18 protein-coding genes are annotated in these 18,472 nt (G+C 66.8%); 12 read left to right on the top strand and 6 right to left on the bottom strand.

Annotated elements, in window-relative coordinates; translation table 11 throughout:
• Positions 1-79: 79 nt before the first annotated feature.
• The 3 genes from KEC55_RS34990 to KEC55_RS34980 all read right to left on the bottom strand — a co-directional run bounded on the left by KEC55_RS34990 (position 80) and on the right by KEC55_RS34980 (position 3,160).
• Positions 80-382: an XRE family transcriptional regulator gene (locus tag KEC55_RS34990; RefSeq protein WP_282512350.1), complete on the bottom strand. Its 303-nt coding sequence runs from the start codon at positions 380-382 to the stop codon at positions 80-82.
• 87 nt (positions 383-469) lie between these two features.
• Positions 470-1,624 (bottom strand): branched-chain amino acid ABC transporter substrate-binding protein, encoded by a 1,155-nt coding sequence (locus tag KEC55_RS34985; protein ID WP_282512349.1) that lies wholly within the window; start codon positions 1,622-1,624, stop codon positions 470-472.
• 636 nt (positions 1,625-2,260) lie between these two features.
• Positions 2,261-3,160 (bottom strand): DMT family transporter, encoded by a 900-nt coding sequence (locus KEC55_RS34980; RefSeq protein ID WP_282512348.1) that lies wholly within the window; start codon positions 3,158-3,160, stop codon positions 2,261-2,263.
• A 57-nt stretch (positions 3,161-3,217) separates the two neighbouring features.
• Between KEC55_RS34980 and KEC55_RS34975 the strand changes: the two genes are divergently transcribed.
• From KEC55_RS34975 to KEC55_RS34960, 4 genes are all read left to right on the top strand, one after another.
• The gene (locus KEC55_RS34975; protein WP_282512347.1) at positions 3,218-4,195 is read left to right on the top strand and encodes a LysR substrate-binding domain-containing protein; all 978 of its coding nucleotides are present in this window, start codon (positions 3,218-3,220) and stop codon (positions 4,193-4,195) included.
• A 196-nt stretch (positions 4,196-4,391) separates the two neighbouring features.
• Positions 4,392-5,057: a nitroreductase gene (locus tag KEC55_RS34970; RefSeq protein WP_282512345.1), complete on the top strand. Its 666-nt coding sequence runs from the start codon at positions 4,392-4,394 to the stop codon at positions 5,055-5,057.
• A gap of 73 nt (positions 5,058-5,130) precedes the next feature.
• On the top strand, positions 5,131-5,574 hold the full coding sequence (locus KEC55_RS34965; RefSeq protein ID WP_432626334.1) for a sodium:proline symporter: 444 nt from the start codon (positions 5,131-5,133) through the stop codon (positions 5,572-5,574).
• Positions 5,575-5,795: 221 nt separating this feature from the next.
• Positions 5,796-6,296 (top strand): hypothetical protein, encoded by a 501-nt coding sequence (locus KEC55_RS34960; protein WP_282513131.1) that lies wholly within the window; start codon positions 5,796-5,798, stop codon positions 6,294-6,296.
• Positions 6,297-6,357: 61 nt separating this feature from the next.
• Here KEC55_RS34960 and KEC55_RS34955 read toward each other — a convergent pair whose 3' ends face one another.
• The 3 genes from KEC55_RS34955 to KEC55_RS34945 all read right to left on the bottom strand — a co-directional run bounded on the left by KEC55_RS34955 (position 6,358) and on the right by KEC55_RS34945 (position 9,271).
• The gene (locus KEC55_RS34955; protein WP_282512342.1) at positions 6,358-7,002 is read right to left on the bottom strand and encodes a glutathione S-transferase family protein; all 645 of its coding nucleotides are present in this window, start codon (positions 7,000-7,002) and stop codon (positions 6,358-6,360) included.
• Positions 7,003-7,106: 104 nt separating this feature from the next.
• Entirely contained in the window at positions 7,107-8,279 is a 1,173-nt protein-coding gene (locus tag KEC55_RS34950; RefSeq protein WP_282512340.1) for a porin, read from the bottom strand.
• A gap of 158 nt (positions 8,280-8,437) precedes the next feature.
• Positions 8,438-9,271: a helix-turn-helix transcriptional regulator gene (locus KEC55_RS34945; protein ID WP_282512338.1), complete on the bottom strand. Its 834-nt coding sequence runs from the start codon at positions 9,269-9,271 to the stop codon at positions 8,438-8,440.
• A 241-nt stretch (positions 9,272-9,512) separates the two neighbouring features.
• On the opposite strand from KEC55_RS34945, the gene KEC55_RS34940 reads away from it, so the two are divergent.
• From KEC55_RS34940 to KEC55_RS34905, 8 genes are all read left to right on the top strand, one after another.
• Positions 9,513-10,634 (top strand): polyamine ABC transporter substrate-binding protein, encoded by a 1,122-nt coding sequence (locus tag KEC55_RS34940; RefSeq protein WP_282512336.1) that lies wholly within the window; start codon positions 9,513-9,515, stop codon positions 10,632-10,634.
• Positions 10,635-10,645: 11 nt separating this feature from the next.
• Positions 10,646-11,785 carry an ABC transporter ATP-binding protein gene (locus tag KEC55_RS34935; RefSeq protein WP_282512334.1) on the top strand — a complete coding sequence of 380 codons (1,140 nt, stop codon included), beginning with the start codon at positions 10,646-10,648 and terminating at the stop codon, positions 11,783-11,785.
• Positions 11,786-11,792: 7 nt separating this feature from the next.
• Positions 11,793-12,707: an ABC transporter permease subunit gene (locus KEC55_RS34930; RefSeq protein WP_282512332.1), complete on the top strand. Its 915-nt coding sequence runs from the start codon at positions 11,793-11,795 to the stop codon at positions 12,705-12,707.
• On the top strand, positions 12,704-13,642 hold the full coding sequence (locus KEC55_RS34925) for an ABC transporter permease subunit (RefSeq protein WP_282512330.1): 939 nt from the start codon (positions 12,704-12,706) through the stop codon (positions 13,640-13,642). Before KEC55_RS34930 ends, KEC55_RS34925 begins: the two co-directional genes overlap by 4 nt.
• 21 nt (positions 13,643-13,663) lie before the next feature.
• Positions 13,664-15,229: a DUF3138 family protein gene (locus KEC55_RS34920; RefSeq protein ID WP_282512328.1), complete on the top strand. Its 1,566-nt coding sequence runs from the start codon at positions 13,664-13,666 to the stop codon at positions 15,227-15,229.
• Positions 15,230-15,255: 26 nt separating this feature from the next.
• Positions 15,256-16,548 carry an NAD(P)/FAD-dependent oxidoreductase gene (locus tag KEC55_RS34915; RefSeq protein ID WP_282512326.1) on the top strand — a complete coding sequence of 431 codons (1,293 nt, stop codon included), beginning with the start codon at positions 15,256-15,258 and terminating at the stop codon, positions 16,546-16,548.
• 71 nt (positions 16,549-16,619) lie between these two features.
• Positions 16,620-17,000: a cupin domain-containing protein gene (locus KEC55_RS34910; protein WP_282512324.1), complete on the top strand. Its 381-nt coding sequence runs from the start codon at positions 16,620-16,622 to the stop codon at positions 16,998-17,000.
• Between the two features lie 45 nt (positions 17,001-17,045).
• Positions 17,046-18,461 carry an amidase family protein gene (locus KEC55_RS34905; RefSeq protein WP_282512322.1) on the top strand — a complete coding sequence of 472 codons (1,416 nt, stop codon included), beginning with the start codon at positions 17,046-17,048 and terminating at the stop codon, positions 18,459-18,461.
• Positions 18,462-18,472: the final 11 nt, after the last annotated feature.

The following is an 18,472-nucleotide window of genomic DNA, read 5'->3' as shown; positions in this document are numbered from 1 at the left end:
CGTGTCGCATCGCCCGTGAGGGTGTATCGATCGAGCGTCGAGCGGCCATCTCCATGCCGCGTTCGACGCACGCCGAGGCTCAGGCGTCGGCTTTCGCAGGCTTCCGTGCGCGTGGCTTTTCCGCCGCGGGAAACACGCCGACGCCGCGCGGCCGTTTCGGCTCGATCCGCATCTGCCGGATCACGCGCCGGAAATCGATCTCGTGCGCGGCCAGCGTGCCGATCAGTTTCGCGATGACCGCGAGGTGGGACGGGACGGTGCCCTTGCTCGAATAGTTCGTGATCGAACTTTCGTTCATCCGGATCAGACGGGCGAACTCGCGCGCCGTCAACTGCGCTTTCTTCAACTCCTGTTGAAATTCCGCATACGCCATTGCACACATGATGCTTCGTCTCCGTGAATCAGAAATCGGCCCGCGCGGCGCCGGCGCGGACGGGTGGCGTTCCCGTCGTGCCGGCGCCGCGGCGGGTTACATCTTCACCTGGTCGAGGAAGGTCTTCTTGCCGCTCTTGTAGCCGTAGATCGAGATGATCCCGTGCGTCAGGTCGCCCTTCGCGTCGAACGTCGTCGTGCCGATCACGCCGTCGTACTTCGTCGACGGCATCGCGGCGAGGATCTTCGCCGGGTCGGTCGAGTTCGCACGCTTCATCGCGTCGACGGCGATGTAGACCGCGTCATACGCGAACGGCGCATCGAACTTGATGCCCTGGTTGAAACGCTTCTGGTACTTCGCGAGGAAGTCCGCGCCGCCCGGCATCTTCTCGAGCGCGGCGCCTGCCTGCGAGCACAGCACGTTGTCGGCCGCCGGGCCGGCCAGTTCGGCCAGCGAGTCGGTGCACACGCCGTCGCCGGACAGGATCTTCGCGCGCAGGCCGAGCTGCTTCGCCTGCTTCGCGAGCGGGCCGCCGGTCGCGTCCATGCCGCCGTACATGATCGCGTCGGGGTTCTCGCCCTTGACCTTCGTCAGGATCGCGCGGAAGTCGACGGCCTTGTCGTTGGTCGCGTCGTGCGACAGCACCTTCAGGCCGAGCGCCTTCGCCTTCTTCTCGAACTCGTTCGCGAGGCCCTGGCCGTACGCGGTCGAATCGTCGATCACCGCGACGCTCTTCACGCCCTTCGCCTGCGCGTAGCTCGCGAGCGCCGGACCCTGCTGCGCATCGGTCGCGACGACGCGGTAGGTCGTCTTGAAGCCTTGCTGCGTGTAGGTCGGGTTCGTGGCCGACGGCGAGATCTGCACGATGCCCGCGTCGCTGTAGATCTTCGATGCCGGGATCGACGTGCCCGAGTTCAGGTGGCCGATGACGGCAACGACCTTGTCGTCGACGAGCTTCTGCGCAACCTGCGTGGCTTGTCGCGGGTCGGCCGCGTCATCCTGCGCGTCGAGCTGCAGCGTGATCTTCTTGCCGCCGATCGTCAGGCCCTTTGCGTTGATTTCCTCGACCGCGAGGCGCGCGCCGTTCTCGTTGTCCTTGCCGAGGTGCGAGATGCCGCCCGTCGTCGGTTCGACGCTGCCGATCTTCACGACCTGGTCGGCCATTGCCGTCGACGCGGCCGCGAATGCGGCGGCAGCCAGTGCAACGGTGATCAGGGGTTTGCAGCGCATGCCGACAGTGCTTCGTTCCATCTGCCATCTCCGAATTGAATGTCTTTCTATTGACGTCTCGACCGGCCGGCCAGCGTGCCGGGGCGATCGGACGAGTCTCCATACCCATCACGGGCTTCACTTGCATGGCGTCCGGTGGTGTGACGGCCGCCCGGGCGAGCGGGCGAATCGTCGCCGGACATCATGCAATTCGTATGAATATATATGAAGCCGATTTTGCGCGCTGCGGCGAATCGCGTAGCGGGCCGGCACGGCGCGGGCCGGCGCCCGGATGTCGAAGGCTCCGGATGCCGGAAATCGTGCGCTGCGGCGGGCCACAGGCTGCGGTTCGCTGTCGATGGCCTTACGGCCGTATCCATTATTCGGCCGGTCGCCGGGGCGAAGCCATGCACACTGATGCGCGGTCAATCCGGAACTGTTCGGTCGATTTGTCTGCACAGTTTGGTCACCCGCGATTGCGTGTCCGGTTTCGTCGGCTGGCTTCATCAACGGTTGTGTTCATTGCAATGCAACTAACGGTCAATCCCTGCGGCATCAGCGAGTGGGCGCGAACAGCACGCCCGGATGATCCATTCCGCTTCGCAGATGCGGAGGGCTTTTCGATCCGCCCGTTTCCGGATCGACGGGCCGGCACGGACATTCGCTATCGTTGCGATCCTACGAACGTCCGCGGAATGCGACGAAGACCACACCGGCAATCGCCAGCAGGCCGCCGCATGCCGTCGCGATGCCGGGCCGCTCGCCCGTCAGCACCATCGACAGCAGCATCGCGACCGCCGGCGTCAGATAGAGGAAGTTGGCCGCGCGCGCCGCGCCGAAATAGCCGAGCGCGAACGTCCAGGTCGCGTAACCCAGCGCGGCGGGAAATACGCCGAGCACGACGACGGCGAGCGCCGTATCGCGCGACCCACCTGCGAGCGACCCGAGCGCGCCGGGCAGCCACGGAGTGAGCAGCGCCGCGCCGGCCAGCAGCGTGTACGCGGTACAGGTCAGTGCGCCGTAGACGGGAATCAACCGCCGCTGCAACACGAAATAGCTGGCCGAACACAGCGCCGCGCCGAGAATCAGCGTGCTTCCCGAACCGAGCACGAGGCCGCCCGGCTGCCCTTGCGCGATCACCGCGATGCCGGCCAGGCTGACCAGCGAACCGAGCCATCCCCAGCGATTGAAGCGCTCGCGCAGAAACACGGCGGCCAGCAGCGCGGTGAAGATCGGCAGCGTGTTCACGATGAAACTTGCCGCGCCGGCCGACACGGTCTGCTCGCCGGTATTGAGCAGTGCGTTGTAGAGTGCGATGCCGAGAAAGCCGCACGCGACGAAGCGCAGCGCGTCGCCTTTCGCCGGCAGTGGCGGTCGCCGCCATGCGAGCCACGCGATCACGAGCAGTGCCGCGGTCGCAAAGCGTGCCGACGCGAGCTGCAGTGGCGCGAGGCCGTGCAGGCCGATCCGGATGAACGGGAAAGCGGACGCCCACGAGACGATCGTGAACGCGACCGCGCCTGCCGCGACGAGCGGTTGTCGCGCGCTGCGCGACGTCGATGTGGAAAGGGTATTCATGCGCCCATGGTGCGGCGTGGCGAGATGTTAAGCTAGCGCACAGATCAATACCCGGATATGAATATGGCTCACAGCTCGGGTTCGCGGCGGGCTGCCGGTCCGGTGCGTGCGCGTCAGGTCGTGGACGCGCTGCCGGTCGCCGCGCCGGCGCCCGGGCCGAGGCCGCCGCTCGCGAGCCTGGAGACGGTCTGCACGGTGGCGCGCGAGGGTTCGTTTCTCGCGGCCGCCGATGTTTCCGGCGTCACGCACGGCGCGATCAGCCGACGGGTCGCCGCCGTCGAGAACTGGCTCGGGATGGCGCTGTTCGAGCGGCATGCGCGCGGCGTGCGCCTGACGCCGGACGGGCAGCGCTTCGTCGGCCGGATCGAGCAGGCGTTCGCGATCATCGACGGCGCGGCCGATCAGTGGCGCTCGCCGCGTACGCCGCGACTGGTCCGGATGAGCGTGGTGCCCGCGTTCGCGCAGCTCTGGCTGTTGGAGCGGCAGCATGTGCTCGAAAGCGAAGCGCCCGCGCTGCGTATCGAGCTCGGCATCGAACTGCGCAACGTCGATATCGCCGGTGGCGAAGCCGATCTGTCGATCCGTTACGGGCGCGGCAACTGGCGTCAGCTCGAAACCCGTGCGTTCATGCCGGAGCGGCTGTATCCGGTTGCGCATCCGCGGCTTGCCGAGCAACTGGCAAAGGCGCGCCGCCGGGCGGGCGACGCCGCGCTGCTCGACATGCCGTTGCTGCACGATTCCGACGTGACGGGCTGGCGCACCTGGTTCGACGGGCTCGGCATTCCGTTCAAGCCGCGGGCGCAGGATCGTCGGTTCGAGGATTACAACCTCGTCCTCGCGGCGGCTGAAGCGGGGCTCGGCGTGGCGCTCGCGCGAACGCCGCTCGCGGATGCGTACCTGAAGCGCAGCGCGCTCGTTCGCGTCAGCCGGCATGAAGTCGATTCGCTGCTCAGGTATCACTTCGTGCATGCGAAGGGCGAGAATCGGCCGGAGGTGCTGGCGTTGATGGAGCGGATGGTGAAGGCGTTGGGGTAGGGCGCACGGCTCGCCGTGGATGCGACGGACCGTGCCGTACCGATGCTGTTCGCTCGACCGCCGTCGCCAGATCGTTACAATGCAGCCGCGGAATACGGCGAGATCGCCGCAGTGCGGCAGAATCACACCTTTGGCCGGCGGCGAGCCAATCTCCAACCATTGCAGTACGGGTTCAAATTTGCAGAAAAGGGAACCGATGAATAGACCAGACAAGTCGTCGAAAGCGCGTGCAGCGCTGGATCAACTGTTTTCGGGCATGGCGCCTGCGGACGCGACGCGCTCATCGCCGCGCCCCGGCAATCCGTTCGAAGCGGCGGGCGACGAGGTGTCCAGTGCATCCGGCGGCCGCGTCGAAGTCACGCTGTCGACCCGGATCCAGCTGCGCGGCTATCCGAGCGCCGATGCGTTCATGAAGCGCATGGCCGAAGCATGGGGGCTGGAATGGGGGACGTACGACAGCATCCGGGCCGTGGCGACGCTGCCGGCCGGATGGCGCTCGCGCCGCCTTCCGGAAGTCACGCAGATCGTCGACGAACACGACGTGTTGCGCGCCGAGAGCAGCCTGCAGGGCGGCGAGATGTCGTATCTGAAAGTGCACCCGCGCTACTTCATCGACGCGCGCAAGCGCTTCGGCTGGAGCAAGTCGTCGAAGGCGTCCGACGATCCGGATCTGGACGGCCCCGACTGGAACTGCTTCGTGACCGACCGCGAAAAATCCGTCGACGTGCACGAACTCACGACGTCGTCGCTGAAAGCCGACATGGACAACGCTCGCGCGACATTGCTGAAATGGCTCGACGAGCACTATCCGAAGCATCGCGACCCGTTTGCGTACTGGTCGGATTGCGAACGCCCGGCGTAATGTCGCACGGCGGCTCCATGCATCCGCCGGTCGCGATGGTGGACGACCATTGAAGCAAATCCGTCCGGTCCCGATGCTCTGGGCGGCGTTCGGTGCGGCGCTCGGATCGACCGTCATCGAGCTGCTGCTCTGGGCGATCGCCGGCGATGACGCCGTTCGGAACCTGCTTCGCGACGCGCGCCTCACGGCAGCGATCGTGATGGGGCGCAGCGTGCTGGGTTCGCCCGGCGGCTTCGATCCGCTGGTCATGGGGGTGGCGACCCTCGTGCATGCCGCGCTTTCGCTGGCCTATGCAGCCGTGCTGGCGCGGCTGGTCCATGGATGGTCGCTGCGCGCCACGCTGCTTGCCGGCGGCGCGTTCGGCCTCATCCTGTACGGCGTCAACCTGTACGCCTTCACCGCAATCTTCCCGTGGTTCATCCCGGTTCGCGGCGCGATCACGCTGGTGGCCCATCTGGTATTCGGGGTCACGGCAGCGGCTGTCTACCGCGTCGCGGCTCGCCCGGTCGTGCGCTGAGCACGGCAGCGAGTGCCGAGGGTTGCGGCCACGGCCATTCGCATCCAGACCCCAGGAATAACCCGACGGGCCGCATCGTTTAGCCGTCAGGAGACCCTGCACGACGACGCGGCGAGCCATGACCGCCGCGCGATCGATCGTGTGCAAGCAAACCGGTGTACCGGGCGCCGCCAGCGACGCCGGGGATCGAGTGGTCGGGGGCAACAACGCAGGAGCCGATCATGTGCAACCTGTTTCGATCCGTGGCAGGCATCGTCTGTCTCGGTCTTTCCACGTCCGTCCTTGCGCAAATGATCGACGATCCGTCGGACAACGGCGCGAACTGTCGCGCGGTCGTCGCGCAAGCGGACATCGACGGCACGGCGCAGCAAATCGTCGGGCGCGCGTGCCTGCAAAGCGACGGCACCTGGCAGATCGTGCAAAGTGCCGACGGTAGCGTGCTGTGGTATCCGGTGGCAGCCTATCCGTATGACGACCCGTGGTATTGGGGGCCGCCGCTATTCATCGGCGCGGGCGTGAGCTTCATCCTCATCGATCGATTCCATCGCTTCCACCACTTCGATCACGTCAGCCACTTCAACCCGATCGATCATCGCCGCTTCGGCGTCCCGGTGGGGGCGGGCTTTCACCATGGCACGTTCCCGGTCGGTGCGAGCCACGAATTCGGCGGAATGCACCGGTTCGGCGGCATGGGCGGGGCGGGAGGCATGCGGCGACACTAGGCGGACAGTCAAAAGTTCTCGAGACCTCCGGCAAGCCATTCCGCTGCCGGCCCGATGCCTGTCAGTCGAGCTTGCCGCGCAAGTCGTCGAACGGGATCATCACGTGCGTGCGATACGCGGGCCGCGTCTGCAGGCGTTCGTACCACGCTTGCACGTGCGGTAGGTCCGGCCGTGCGATGTCGAGTTCGAAGTAGCGATACAGATGCGTGCCGACCGCGATGTCGGCGAGCGTGATCGCGTCGCCGGCGAGAAACGGCTGCCCGGCCAGCACCGCGTCGAGCAGCCGGAAATGCTGCGCGCACTGCGCGATGCTCTGCTCGACGCGCACGGTGTCGCGCTGCTCGGGCGGCGTCCGGTAGTAGCCGCGGAACACGCCATTGAGGAACACCGGTTGCAGCGTCGTCTGCGCCCAGTCCATCCAGCGGTCGGCGCGTGATTGCTCGGCAGGGTCGTCGTGCCAGAAGCCGGGGCGTCCGTAACGCGCGGCGAGGTAGCGCAGGATGCTGTGCGATTCCCATACGACGGCACCTTCGTCGTCGATCAGCGGCACGCGTCCGTGCGGGTTCATCGCGAGAAATTCGGGCGTATCGAGCACGCCGAACCGGCCGCCGGCCGGTACGTGCCGATGCGCGAGCGCGAGCTCGTCGACGAGCCACATCACCTTCTGGACGTTGAACGCGTTGCGTCGTCCCCAAACCGTCAGCATGCCGAGCTCCTTGCGTCGTGTGGAACCTGAAGTCGGACAGTGTAAACGCCGCAGGCGCGCACCGTGGTGCGCGCCTGCCAGGCAGTCGTCGTGCGACGACGCGATCAGAACTTGTGGCGAATGCCGACGATCGCGAGCTCCTGCGTATCGGTGCCGGAGTTCACGCCGTACGAGCCGACCGACGCGGCCGCTTTCACCGTCGCGCCGCTCGCGTTGAGCGTGTTGCCGCTCGCCTTCTGATAGCCGAACAGCGCATACAGGTCGGTGCGCTTCGACAGTGCGTAGTCAGCGCCGAGGTTGACCTGGTTGTAGTGCGCGGAAGCCGGGCCCGTCAGCGACGTGTAGTTGTAGCCGACGCCCGCGCGCAGCGCCGGCGAGAACTGCCAGTTGAAGAACGCCGAACCGTTGTTGAACTTCGCGTTCTGGCTGAACGCCGACAGTGTGTCCGCACCGTACTGCGTATTCGAATACGCGAGCCCGAAGGTCGCCGGACCGGCCACGTATTGGCCGGCCACGCGCACGATCTGGATCGACTTCGCGCTCGAGAAGCCCTGGTTGATCACGGTGTTGAACAGCGTGTCCGAGCTGCTCGACCACGTGCGCACGCCATTGGCGACCGTCGTGCCGCCGTTCGCGTAGAAGAAGCCGGCGCCGAGCGACAGCGGGCCGTTCGCGTAGCTCGCGCCAAAGCTGTACGTGCGACCGTTGCCGGTCGAGCCCGCGACGCCGCCGAAGCCGTACAGGGCCGCGAACTGGAAGCCCGAGATCAGCGGGCTCGTGTATTTCACCGAGTTGCTGACGCGCAGGCTGTTGTCGTAGTTGTCGAGGTCGCCCGGCGTCGCGAACACGCCGCCGAAATAGTTGTCCTGCGTGAGGCCCTGCACGAGATCGACGACCGGATCGTACTGGCGGCCGAGCGTCACGGTGCCGTATGTGCTGCTCGCGAGTCCGACGACGGCCTTGCGGCCGAATTCGCGCCCGCCCTGGCCGAGTGCGCCGGTGCCGATGTTGAAGCCGTTTTCGAGCTGGAACAGCGCGGACAGGCCGCTGCCGAGATCCTCGATGCCGCGCAGCCCCCAGCGGCTGCCCGACAGGTTGCCGCTGCTGAACTTGACGAGGCTCGACGCGTTGCCGCCGCTCCCGTTCTGCGCGTTGTGTACGTAGGCGATGCCCGCGTCGGCGATGCCGTACAGCGTGACGCTGCTTTGCGCGTGCGCGCCGGCGGCGTAGAGCGCGGCCGGCAGCGCGAGCAGTGCGAATGACCGGATTCGTTTCATTGTTGGATTCCCCCGTTGGTCGATTGGTCTGACGAGTCGGTGAACGATACGGACGGCGCATCGTCAAGGGAACCAATAAATTGTCGAATCGTTATGAGGCGGCGCGGAGATAGATGCGCGCGCAACGGGTGCGACGTCAGGAGCCCGATGTGCCGGGCCTACGCGTCGTGCCGTCGCGACGCGTTCCGCAGCACGAGCGTCATCAGTTGCCGCCGCGACTCGACGCCGAGCTTCGCGAACGCGCGCTTCGCGTACGTGTCGATAGTGGACGTCTTGAGCCCCATCGATTGCGCGATCGCGGCCGACGTCATGCCCTGGATGAACGATGCGCACACGTGCATCTCGCGCGCGGTCAGCCGCTCCTGCCATTCAGGCAGCCATTGCGCGACGAGGTCGAGATCGAGCTCGTCGCGCGACGTGTCGTCGGCGCAGATCGCGCCGAGCAGCCGCTTGTGCGCGGACGCCATCGGCAGCACGACCTGCGACAGGTGCTTCAGCAGACTCAGCTCCTTCAGCGAAAACGGCGGCAGCCGCCGCGAGCGCGCGATCGAGATCGAAAAGCGCGTGCCGCCCGTCACGCCCGCGATCACGCATTCATCGTGAATGTCACCGGCGTCGAAAAACAGGTGCCGGAGTTCGCTCGCGACGCGCTGCGCGGACACCTGCAGCAACTGCACGTCGCTTTCGGTTTCGATCGCCGCGTACGTTGCATCGTCGCTCGCGTAGCTGCGGTAGTAGTGACGCATCACCTGCGCGACCAGCTCGGGCTCGCGGCCGAAGCTGCCGATCCAGCCGACGTTGCGCCGGCCCGCGGCCGCGCCGCGTTCGTAGTCGAGGTGCACGGCGTCGAAGTCGACGTAGCGCACGAGCGTGTCGTAGACGGCGCGCATGAACTGCGGCGTCCCGACCGCTTGTGCGATATCGCCCAGCGTTTCGGTCACGAACGCGACATGGCTCAGCGGGAGATCGGGGGCGGGAAGCGCAGCGCTCATGGCGTCGGGTGTCGAAGATTTCAGGTGGCGCTACAGGTATCACGAATATTTTCGACTGCCTACGCGGGAATCTACCCAAACAGCCCGGAACGACGTCGCCGTTTGTCCCGGTTTTCGGGACTGACGCTGCGGGCCGCGATCTCTACATTGCCCCTTGTGCTGAATACCGCTTGACGGCGTTGACGCGAGTCCGGACCCGGACCGGGCGCAACGGCCGATCCCCATCACAAGGAGAATCCCCATGCGTATCCGTATCCGTCGTCAACCGGCCCTGCGTGCCGCGCTCGTCACGTCGGCGGTGCTGGCCCTCGCGGCCAGCCTGTCCGCCCGCGCGGGCGACGCCAACCTGAACGTGTACAACTGGTCGGAGTACGTCGCGAAGGACACGGTGCCGACCTTCGAGAAGCAGTCGGGTATCAAGGTGCGCTACGACAGCTACGACAGCGACGATACGCTGCAGACCAAGCTGCTCGCGGGCAGCTCGGGCTACGACATCGTCGTGCCGACGTCGAACTATCTCGCGCAGCAGATCCAGGCCGGCGTGTACCAGAAGCTCGACAAGTCGAAGCTGCCGAACCTCGCGAACCTCGACCCGGTGCTGATGAAGATGATCGCGAAGGCCGACCCCGGCAACCAGTACGGCGTGCCGTGGGCGTGGGGCACGACGGGGATCGGCTACAACGTCGAAGCCGTGCGCAAGCGGCTTGGCGACAGCGCGCCGACCGACAGCTGGGCATTGCTGTTCGATCCGGCGAACGCGGCGAAGCTGAAGGGCTGCGGCATCTCGCTGCTCGATGCGCCGGACGCCGCGTTCGCGGCGGCGCTGCAGTACATGGGCAAGGATCCGGAGAGCAAGAACCCGGCCGACTACCAGGCCGCCTACGACGTGCTGAAGAAGATTCGCCCGTACGTGACGCAGTTCAGCTCGGCCGGCTATGCGGACGATCTCGCGAACAACGACGTGTGCATCGTGCTCGGCTGGTCGGGCGACGTGAGCATCGCGCGGCGGCGCACGCTGGACGCGAAGCGGTCATACGAGATCCGCTATGTGAATCCGAAGGAAGGTGGCCTGCTGTGGTTCGACGTGATGGCGATTCCGAAGGATGCACCGCATCCTGAAGCCGCGCTGAAGTGGATCAACTACATCGAGGATCCGAAGACCAACGCGACGATCACGAACGAGATCTTCTATCCGAGCGCCAACAAGGCCGCGCGCGCATTCGTGACGCCGGCGATCGTGCAGGACCCGAGCATCTATCTGTCCGACGCGACGATCGCGAAGACGTCGCTCGCGATGCCGCGAAGCGCCGACATCGCACGGATGCAGAACCGTTTGTGGCTGCAGCTGAAGTCGGGCGGTTGAGGGAGACGACGATGATCCGAATGCTCCCCGCTGCGCCGGCCGTGGCCGGCGCACGCTCCGATACGGCCGCGTTCGTCCGTGTCGAAAACGTCGTGAAGAAATTCGGCGACAGCACGGCCGTCGACAACGTGAACCTGACGATCGCGAAGAACGAGCTGTTCGCGCTGCTCGGCAGCTCGGGCTGCGGCAAGTCCACGCTGCTGCGCATGCTCGCCGGGCTGGAAACGGCGACCTCCGGCAAGATCTTCGTCGACGGCGAGGACCTCGCGTCGCTGCCGCCGTACCGCCGCCCGGTCAACATGATGTTCCAGTCGTACGCGCTGTTTCCGCACATGACGGTCGAATCGAACGTCGCATTCGGCCTGAAGCAGGAAGGCACGCCGAAGAACGAGATCAAGGAGCGCGTGGCCGATGCGCTCGCGCTCGTGCAGATGAGCAAGTACGCGCAGCGCAAGCCGCATCAGCTCTCCGGCGGCCAGCAGCAGCGCGTCGCGCTGGCCCGCTCGCTCGTCAAGCGCCCGAAACTCCTGCTGCTCGACGAGCCGATGTCCGCGCTCGACAAGAAGATCCGTCAGAAAACCCAGCTCGAACTCGTGAACATCATCGAGAAGGTCGACGTGACCTGCGTGATGGTCACGCACGACCAGGAAGAGGCGATGACGATGGCCAGCCGCCTCGCGGTGATGAGCGAAGGCAAGATCGTGCAGATCGGCGCGCCGGGTGAAGTCTACGAATTCCCGAACAGCCGCTTCTCGGCCGAATTCATCGGCTCGACCAACCTGTTCGAAGGCCGCGTCGTCGAGGATGAACCCGATCACATCTTCGTCGAGAGCGACGACCTCGAAGCGCGCATGTACGTGAGCCATGGCATCACCGGGCCGCTCGGGATGCCGGTCGGCATCTCGGTGCGCCCGGAGCGCATCCACGTGTCGCGCGAGAAGCCGGGCTCGAAGCACAACTGGGCGCGCGGCGTCGTGACCGACATCGCGTACATGGGCAGCTACTCGCTGTACCACGTGCGCTTGCCGAGCGGCAAGACGGTGGTGTCGAACCTGTCGAGCTCGCACCTGATGAGCGACAACGCGCCGGCGTGGAACGACGACGTGTTCGTGTCGTGGTCGCCGGCCAGCGGCGTCGTGCTGACGCAATGAGGGCGACATGACGAAACCTTCCGTTTCCACCTTGTCGCGCTTCCTGCCGTCGGGCCGCGGCGTCGCGATCGGCGTGCCGTACCTGTGGCTCGTGATCTTCTTCGCGCTGCCGTTCGTGCTGGTGCTGAAGATCAGCTTCGCCGACCAGATGCTCGGCATCCCGCCGTACACGGCGCTCGCGCGGCTGGAGGCCGGCACGGTGCGGTTGGTGCTGTCGCTGAAGCACTACGCGCTGCTGCTGCAGGACGACCTGTACCTGAACACGTACGTCAGTTCGTTGAAGATGGCCGCCGCGTCGACGCTGATGTGCCTGCTGGCCGGCTACCCGATCGCGTACTGCATCGCACGCGCGGCGCCGGCGCGCCGCAACCTGCTGATGATGGCCGTGATGCTGCCGTTCTGGACGTCGTTCCTGATCCGCGTCTATGCATGGGTCGGGATCATGAAGGACGACGGGCTGCTGAATCGCGCGCTGGCGGCGCTCGGCATGATCGCGACGCCGCTGCGCCTGTATCACACCGACGCGGGCGTCTACATCGGGATGGTCTATTCGTACCTGCCGTTCATGGTGATGCCGCTGTATGCACACCTCGTGAAGATGGACCTCACGCTGCTCGAGGCCGCGAACGACCTCGGTGCGACGCCATGGTCCGCGTTCTGGCGCATCACGCTGCCGCTGTCGAAGAACGGCATCGTCGCGGGCAGCCTGCTGGTGTTCATCCCGGCCGTCGGCGAGTACGTGATCCCCGAACTGCTCGGCGGCGCGAACACGCTGATGCTCGGCCGCGTGATGTGGGATGAATTCTTCAACAACATGGACTGGCCGATGGCGTCCGCGGTGACGGTGACGATGGTCCTGTTGCTGCTCGTGCCGATGGCGCTGCTCCATTGCAGCCAGACCGAAGCGGAGGCACGACAATGACCCGGGCGAATCGCATCCTGTCCGTGTGCGTGCTGGGCGCGGGCTTCCTGTTCCTGTACGTGCCGATCGTCAGTCTGATCGTCTATTCGTTCAACGCGTCGAAGCTCGTGACGGTGTGGACCGGTTTCTCGCTGAAGTGGTACGGCGCGCTGCTGCACGACGACGAGCTGCTGACGGCCGCATGGCTGTCGCTGAAGATCGCGCTGCTGACGGCCACCGCGTCGGTCGCGATCGGCACGTGGGCCGGTTTCGTGCTGGCCCGCATGGGGCGCTTTCGCGGCTTCACGCTGTATGCCGCGATGATCAACGCGCCGCTGGTGATTCCCGAAGTGATCCAGGGCATCTCGCTGCTGCTGCTGTTCGTCGCGATGCAGCAGACCTTCGGCTGGCCGGCCGGGCGCGGCTGGCTGACGATCTGGATCGGCCACGTGATGCTGTGCCTGTCATTCGTCGCGGTGATCGTGCAGTCGCGCGTGAAGGAGCTCGACCGCTCGATCGAGGAAGCCGCGCTCGACCTCGGCGCACGGCCGGTGAAGGTGTTCTTCGTGATCACGTTGCCGCTGATCGCGCAGGCGCTGGTGTCCGGCTGGCTGCTCGCGTTCACGGTGTCGATCGACGACGTGATCCTGTCCGCGTTCCTGTCGGGCCCAGGCTCGACGACGCTGCCGCTCGTCGTGTTCTCGCGCGTGCGGATGGGGCTGAATCCCGAGATGAATGCGCTCGCGACGGTGTTCATCACGGTCGTGACGATCGGCGTCGTCGTCGTGAACCGCGCGATGCTGGCCCGTGAGCGGCGGCAGGCGCGCGATGCGCGAGCGTGGCATGCGGCGTCGACGCCCGATTCGCCGGCTCCGTCTTCCGCCTTGCCCTTGCCGCCTGCACGCCCGTCGGCCGCGCAGCCCCGGCATGCCCCCGCACCGCATCCCGTGAAGTGAATAACGACCAGGAGACTTTCCGTGAAAAAGAAACTGCTTTGCGCGCTGATCGCCGGCGCGCTGCCGGGGCTCGCCGCCGCGAATTCGAGCGCCGACCAGATCAGGGCGCTGCAACAGCAGCTCGCGGTGCTGCAGCGGCAGATGAGCGCGCTGCAGTCGCAGCTCGCCGCGAAACCGGCGGCCGCGCCGGCTGCGTCGAATGCGGCGTCCGCCGCGGCTGCGGCCGACGCGTCCGCGCCCGGCTACGGTCAGGCGCAGGCCGTGCTGACCAACGACGACGTGACGGAAATCCGCCAGCAGGTCGCGAATCAGCAACTGAAGGTCGATTCGCTGACCGATGCCGCACGCACGGGCCCGATCGCGGGGCTGTCGGTGACCGGCTATCTCGACCCGACCTATGTGTACAACCGCGGCGGCGGCACGTCGTCGTTCCAGTTCGCGAATCATGAGAACGCGTACACCTACTACAACAGCACGTTCGGCGACGTGTTCCTGGACATCAAGAAAACCTTCGGCGTCGGCCCGACCGCGCCATCCGCGGAAATCACGCTGATGCCGAACCGCGGCGCAGGCCTGTCGATGATGACGGGCAGCGGCGCGAGCGGGCTCGACATCGTGAACACGGCGGTCATCACGGTGCCGCTGTCGGGCACGACGTCGCTCGTCGGCGGGCTCGTGCTTGGCTTCGGCGGCTACGAGTACCAGCAGTCGAACCAGATGCTCACGCTCACGCACAACCTGCTGTACGACTTCTCCGACCCGGGCTCGTCGATCGGCGCGGGCGTCAACTACCAGAGCGCGGACGGCCACTGGGCGTGGAAGTTCTTCGTTGGCAACGAGCAGTTCCGCAGCGCGGGCGCGGTCACGCAGACGGGCGTCAACGCGCTCGGCGACCCGATCACGACCAGCAACAAGGTACCGACCTTCACCGCGCGCGTCGACTACATGCACGGCAGCGCGCTCGACCTCGGCGGCTCGATCAACATCGGCCGCCAGACGCTGGTGAGCGCGGTCGATCCGGCGACCGGCAACGTGCGTTATGGTGTCGGCGGCAATGCGCCGAGTGCGTACGGCGCGTTCTTCTTCGGCGAAGCCGATGCGACTTACACGGTGGCCGATGCGCAGTACAACGCGGAACTCGACTACGGCCAGCAGCAGCATGGCGCGTTCAACGGCGGGCTTGCGCAGTGGTTCGGGCTGTCGCTGCTCGCGCACCGCAAGTTCAATGCGCCGGTGGTCGGACGCATGGGCGCGACGTTGCGCTACGATCTGCTCGTGAACCGGAAGAACGGCGGAGGCGGCTCGTCGATCGGCCTGAACGGCAACGGGATGGATCCATACAACGGCTTCGGCATCGACGCGGATTGCCTCGCGCTGTCGAAGGCGAACGGCGGCGTCGGCTTCGAGTGCAAGGGTGCGACACGGCAGGCGGCGGCGTTCGACCTGCTGTTCTACCCGACCCAGCAGGTGACGGTGAAGGTCGAATACCGGCACGACTGGGCGAGCAACAAGGTTTTCCTGCGTCACGACGGGTCGTATGCGAAGTCGAACGACCTGCTCGCGACCCAACTCATCTACGCGTTCTGACGCGACACCGTTCGCGAGTCTTACCTATGCTCAAGTTCAAGAACCAGCAACATGTTCAGTCGTACTATGCAGCGACCGTCAATAACCGGGTGCGTCACCCGGCGCTCGACGGGGCCGTGAGTGCCGATGTATGCGTGATCGGCGGCGGGCTGACGGGCCTGTCCGCGGCGCTCGATCTTGCCGAGCGCGGCCATTCGGTCGTGCTCGTCGAAGCGTCGAAGATCGGCTGGGGCGCAAGCGGGCGCAACGGTGGCCAGCTGATCGCCGGGTACTCGTGCGACATCGATACGTTCTCAGCCCATCTGCCGGAGGACGACGTGCGGCGTATCTGGGCAATGGGGCTGGAGTCGGTCGACATCGTCAGGCAGCGGGTCGAACGGCACGGTATCGATTGCGACCTGACCTTCGGCTACCTGACCGCCGCGAACAAGCCGCGCCATCTCGACGCGCTGCGCGCATGGCGCGATGCGGCGGCGAGCCGCTTCGGCTATCGCGGCTACGAGATCGTCGAGCGGGCCGACATGCAGCACTTCGTCGCATCCGACCGTTATGTCGGCGGCCTGCGTCACGAAGGCAGCGGCCACCTGCATCCGCTGAACTACACGCTCGGCCTCGCGCGCGCGGCACGTGAAGCCGGCGTGACGATCCACGAGGACACACCCGCGCTCGCGCTCGATCGCGCCGCGCCGTACCACCGCGTCCGGTGTGCGCGCGGGCACGTGGATGCCCGCTATGTCGTGCTGGCATGCAATGCGTATCTCGGGCAGCTGGCGCCGTCGGTCGCGCGCAAGATCATCCCCGTCGCGACTTACCTGGTTGCCACGGAGCCGCTCGGCGACGCACGCGCGGCGCAGACGATGCCGGCCGACGCGGCGATCAGCGACTGCAATTCGGCGCTCGACTATTTCCGGCTGACGCGCGACCGCCGGCTGCTGTGGGGTGGCAAGGCCAGCAGCTCGACGAACACGCCGCGCGACCTGGCGGCCGCGATGCGGCGCGACATGCTGAAGACGTTCCCGCAACTTGCCGACGTGCGGATCGACTACGCATGGGGCGGCCTGATCGACGCGACGATGAACCGCGCGCCGCATTTCGGCCGGCTCGAGCCGACCGTGTATTTCGCGCAGGGCTTTTCCGGGCACGGCGTCAACGTGACGGGCCTGGCGGGGCGGCTGATCGCGGAAGCGATCGATGCGCAGGCCGCGCGCTTCGACCTGTTCGGCCGGATTCGTCATCGCGACTTCCCGGGCGGACGCGCGCTGCGCGCACCGATGCTGGCGCTCGCGATGGCGTGGCACCGGATGACGGACCTGCTGTGACCCGCGCGGGCCGGCTCGCCCGGCCGCGCGGCGCCGAATCGTTTCGAACCCCTGATGCCCTGGAGGCAACCATGACCAACATCACGAATATCGTCGACCTGATGCGGGCGCCGGCAAAGCTCACGCAGAGCCGCGTGCCGAACGGGCTGCTGCTCGACGGCAACCCGATGCAGACGCTGTCGCATCACTACATCAGCCCGTGCGGGCAGTTCAGTTGCGGGATCTGGGAATGCACGCCCGGCCGCTGGACGATCGAGTACGACGAGTCGGAGTATTGCGAGATGCTGAGCGGCGTCGCGATCGTGCGCGACGCGGACGGTCGCGAACGCGTGCTGCGCGCCGGCGACCGTTTCGTGATTCCGCCGGGCTTTCGCGGCACGTGGGAAGTCGTCGAAACGTGCCGCAAGATCTACGCGTCGCATGCACCGCAGGCTGCGCGAGCGGGCGTCTGACGCGGCCGAGTCAATCCAACCATCGAGATCAACGAGGAGCAACCCATGACCCAGGAATTGTGGCGTCTCAGCGCGGCGGAGATGGCCGCGCATGTCGCACGGCGAGACGTGTCGGCAACGGAACTCACGCGCAGCTGCCTGCAGCGGCTCGAGCAGGTGAACCCCGTCATCAACGCGATCGTCGACGTGATGGCCGACAGCGCGCTGCAGGCGGCGTCGGACGCCGATGCCGCGATTGCCCGCGGCGCGCCGGTCGGCCCGCTACACGGTGTGCCGGTGACCGTGAAGATCAACGTCGACACGGCCGGACACGCGACGACCAACGGTGTGCGCGCGTTCGCCGACCTGATCGCGCAGGAAGACAGCCCGGTGACCGCGAACCTGCGCAAGGCCGGCGCGATCGTGATCGGGCGCAGCAACGCGCCGGCGTTTTCGTACCGCTGGTTCACCGACAACGAACTGCACGGCCGCACGTTGAATCCGTGGGATGCATCGCTGACGCCGGGCGGTTCCAGCGGCGGCGCGGCGGCGGCGGTGGCCGCCGGCATCGGCGCGATCGCGCACGGCAACGACCTCGGCGGCTCGATCCGCTACCCGGCCTATGCCTGCGGGGTCGCGGGGCTGCGGCCGAGCACCGGGCGCGTGTCGGCGTACAACCCCACGCAATCGAAGGACCGCACGCTCGCGGTGCAGCTCGCGTCGGTGCAGGGCCCGCTCGCGCGGACGGTGGGCGACTTGCGTCTCGCGCTCGACGCGATGTCGGCCGGCGACGCACGCGACGCGTGGTGGATGCCGGTTGCGCCGGCTGCGCGCGAGGCCGCATTCCCCGCGCGCGTGGCGGTGTGTGCCGAGCTGCCCGGCGTGCCGACCGATCCGGTGGTCGCCGACGCGCTCCGGCAGGCCGCGCGCTGGCTCGAAGACGCCGGCTGCATTGTCGAGGAAGCGACACCGCCGCGGTTCGCCGAAGCGTGCGAACTGTGGCTCGACCTCGTGACCAACGAGGCGCGCAGCGGGCTCGGCGACGTGATCATGCAGCACGGCGACGCCGCAATTCGCACCGCGTTCGCGAGCCAGCGTACGCTCGCGGCGCCGCTGGATCTTGCCGGCTACATGAACGGCCTCGCGCGGCGCACGGCGCTGCTGCGCGACTGGCAGCAGTTCTTCGCACGCTATCCGCTGGTGCTGATGCCCGTGTCGTGCGCGCGGCCGTTCGCGATCGACGCGGATTTGCAGGGCGACGCGGCGATGCGCGAGATCGTCGACCGGCAGGGGCCGCTGCTTGCAACCGCGCTGCTCGGGCTGCCGGGTTTGTCGGTGCCGACCGGCATCCGCGACGGCGTGCCGACCGGCGTGCAACTCGTCGCCGGACGCTTCCAGGAAGCGCTGTGTCTCGCCGCGGGCGAAGCGATCGAGGCGCGCGCGGGCCTTTTCACGCCGATCGATCCGGTTCGCGGATCGTGATGCGCGACATG

This window comes from Burkholderia cepacia, from assembly GCF_029962485.1.
GTDB lineage: Bacteria > Pseudomonadota > Gammaproteobacteria > Burkholderiales > Burkholderiaceae > Burkholderia.
This window is presented reverse-complemented; position numbering and strand designations above follow the sequence as displayed.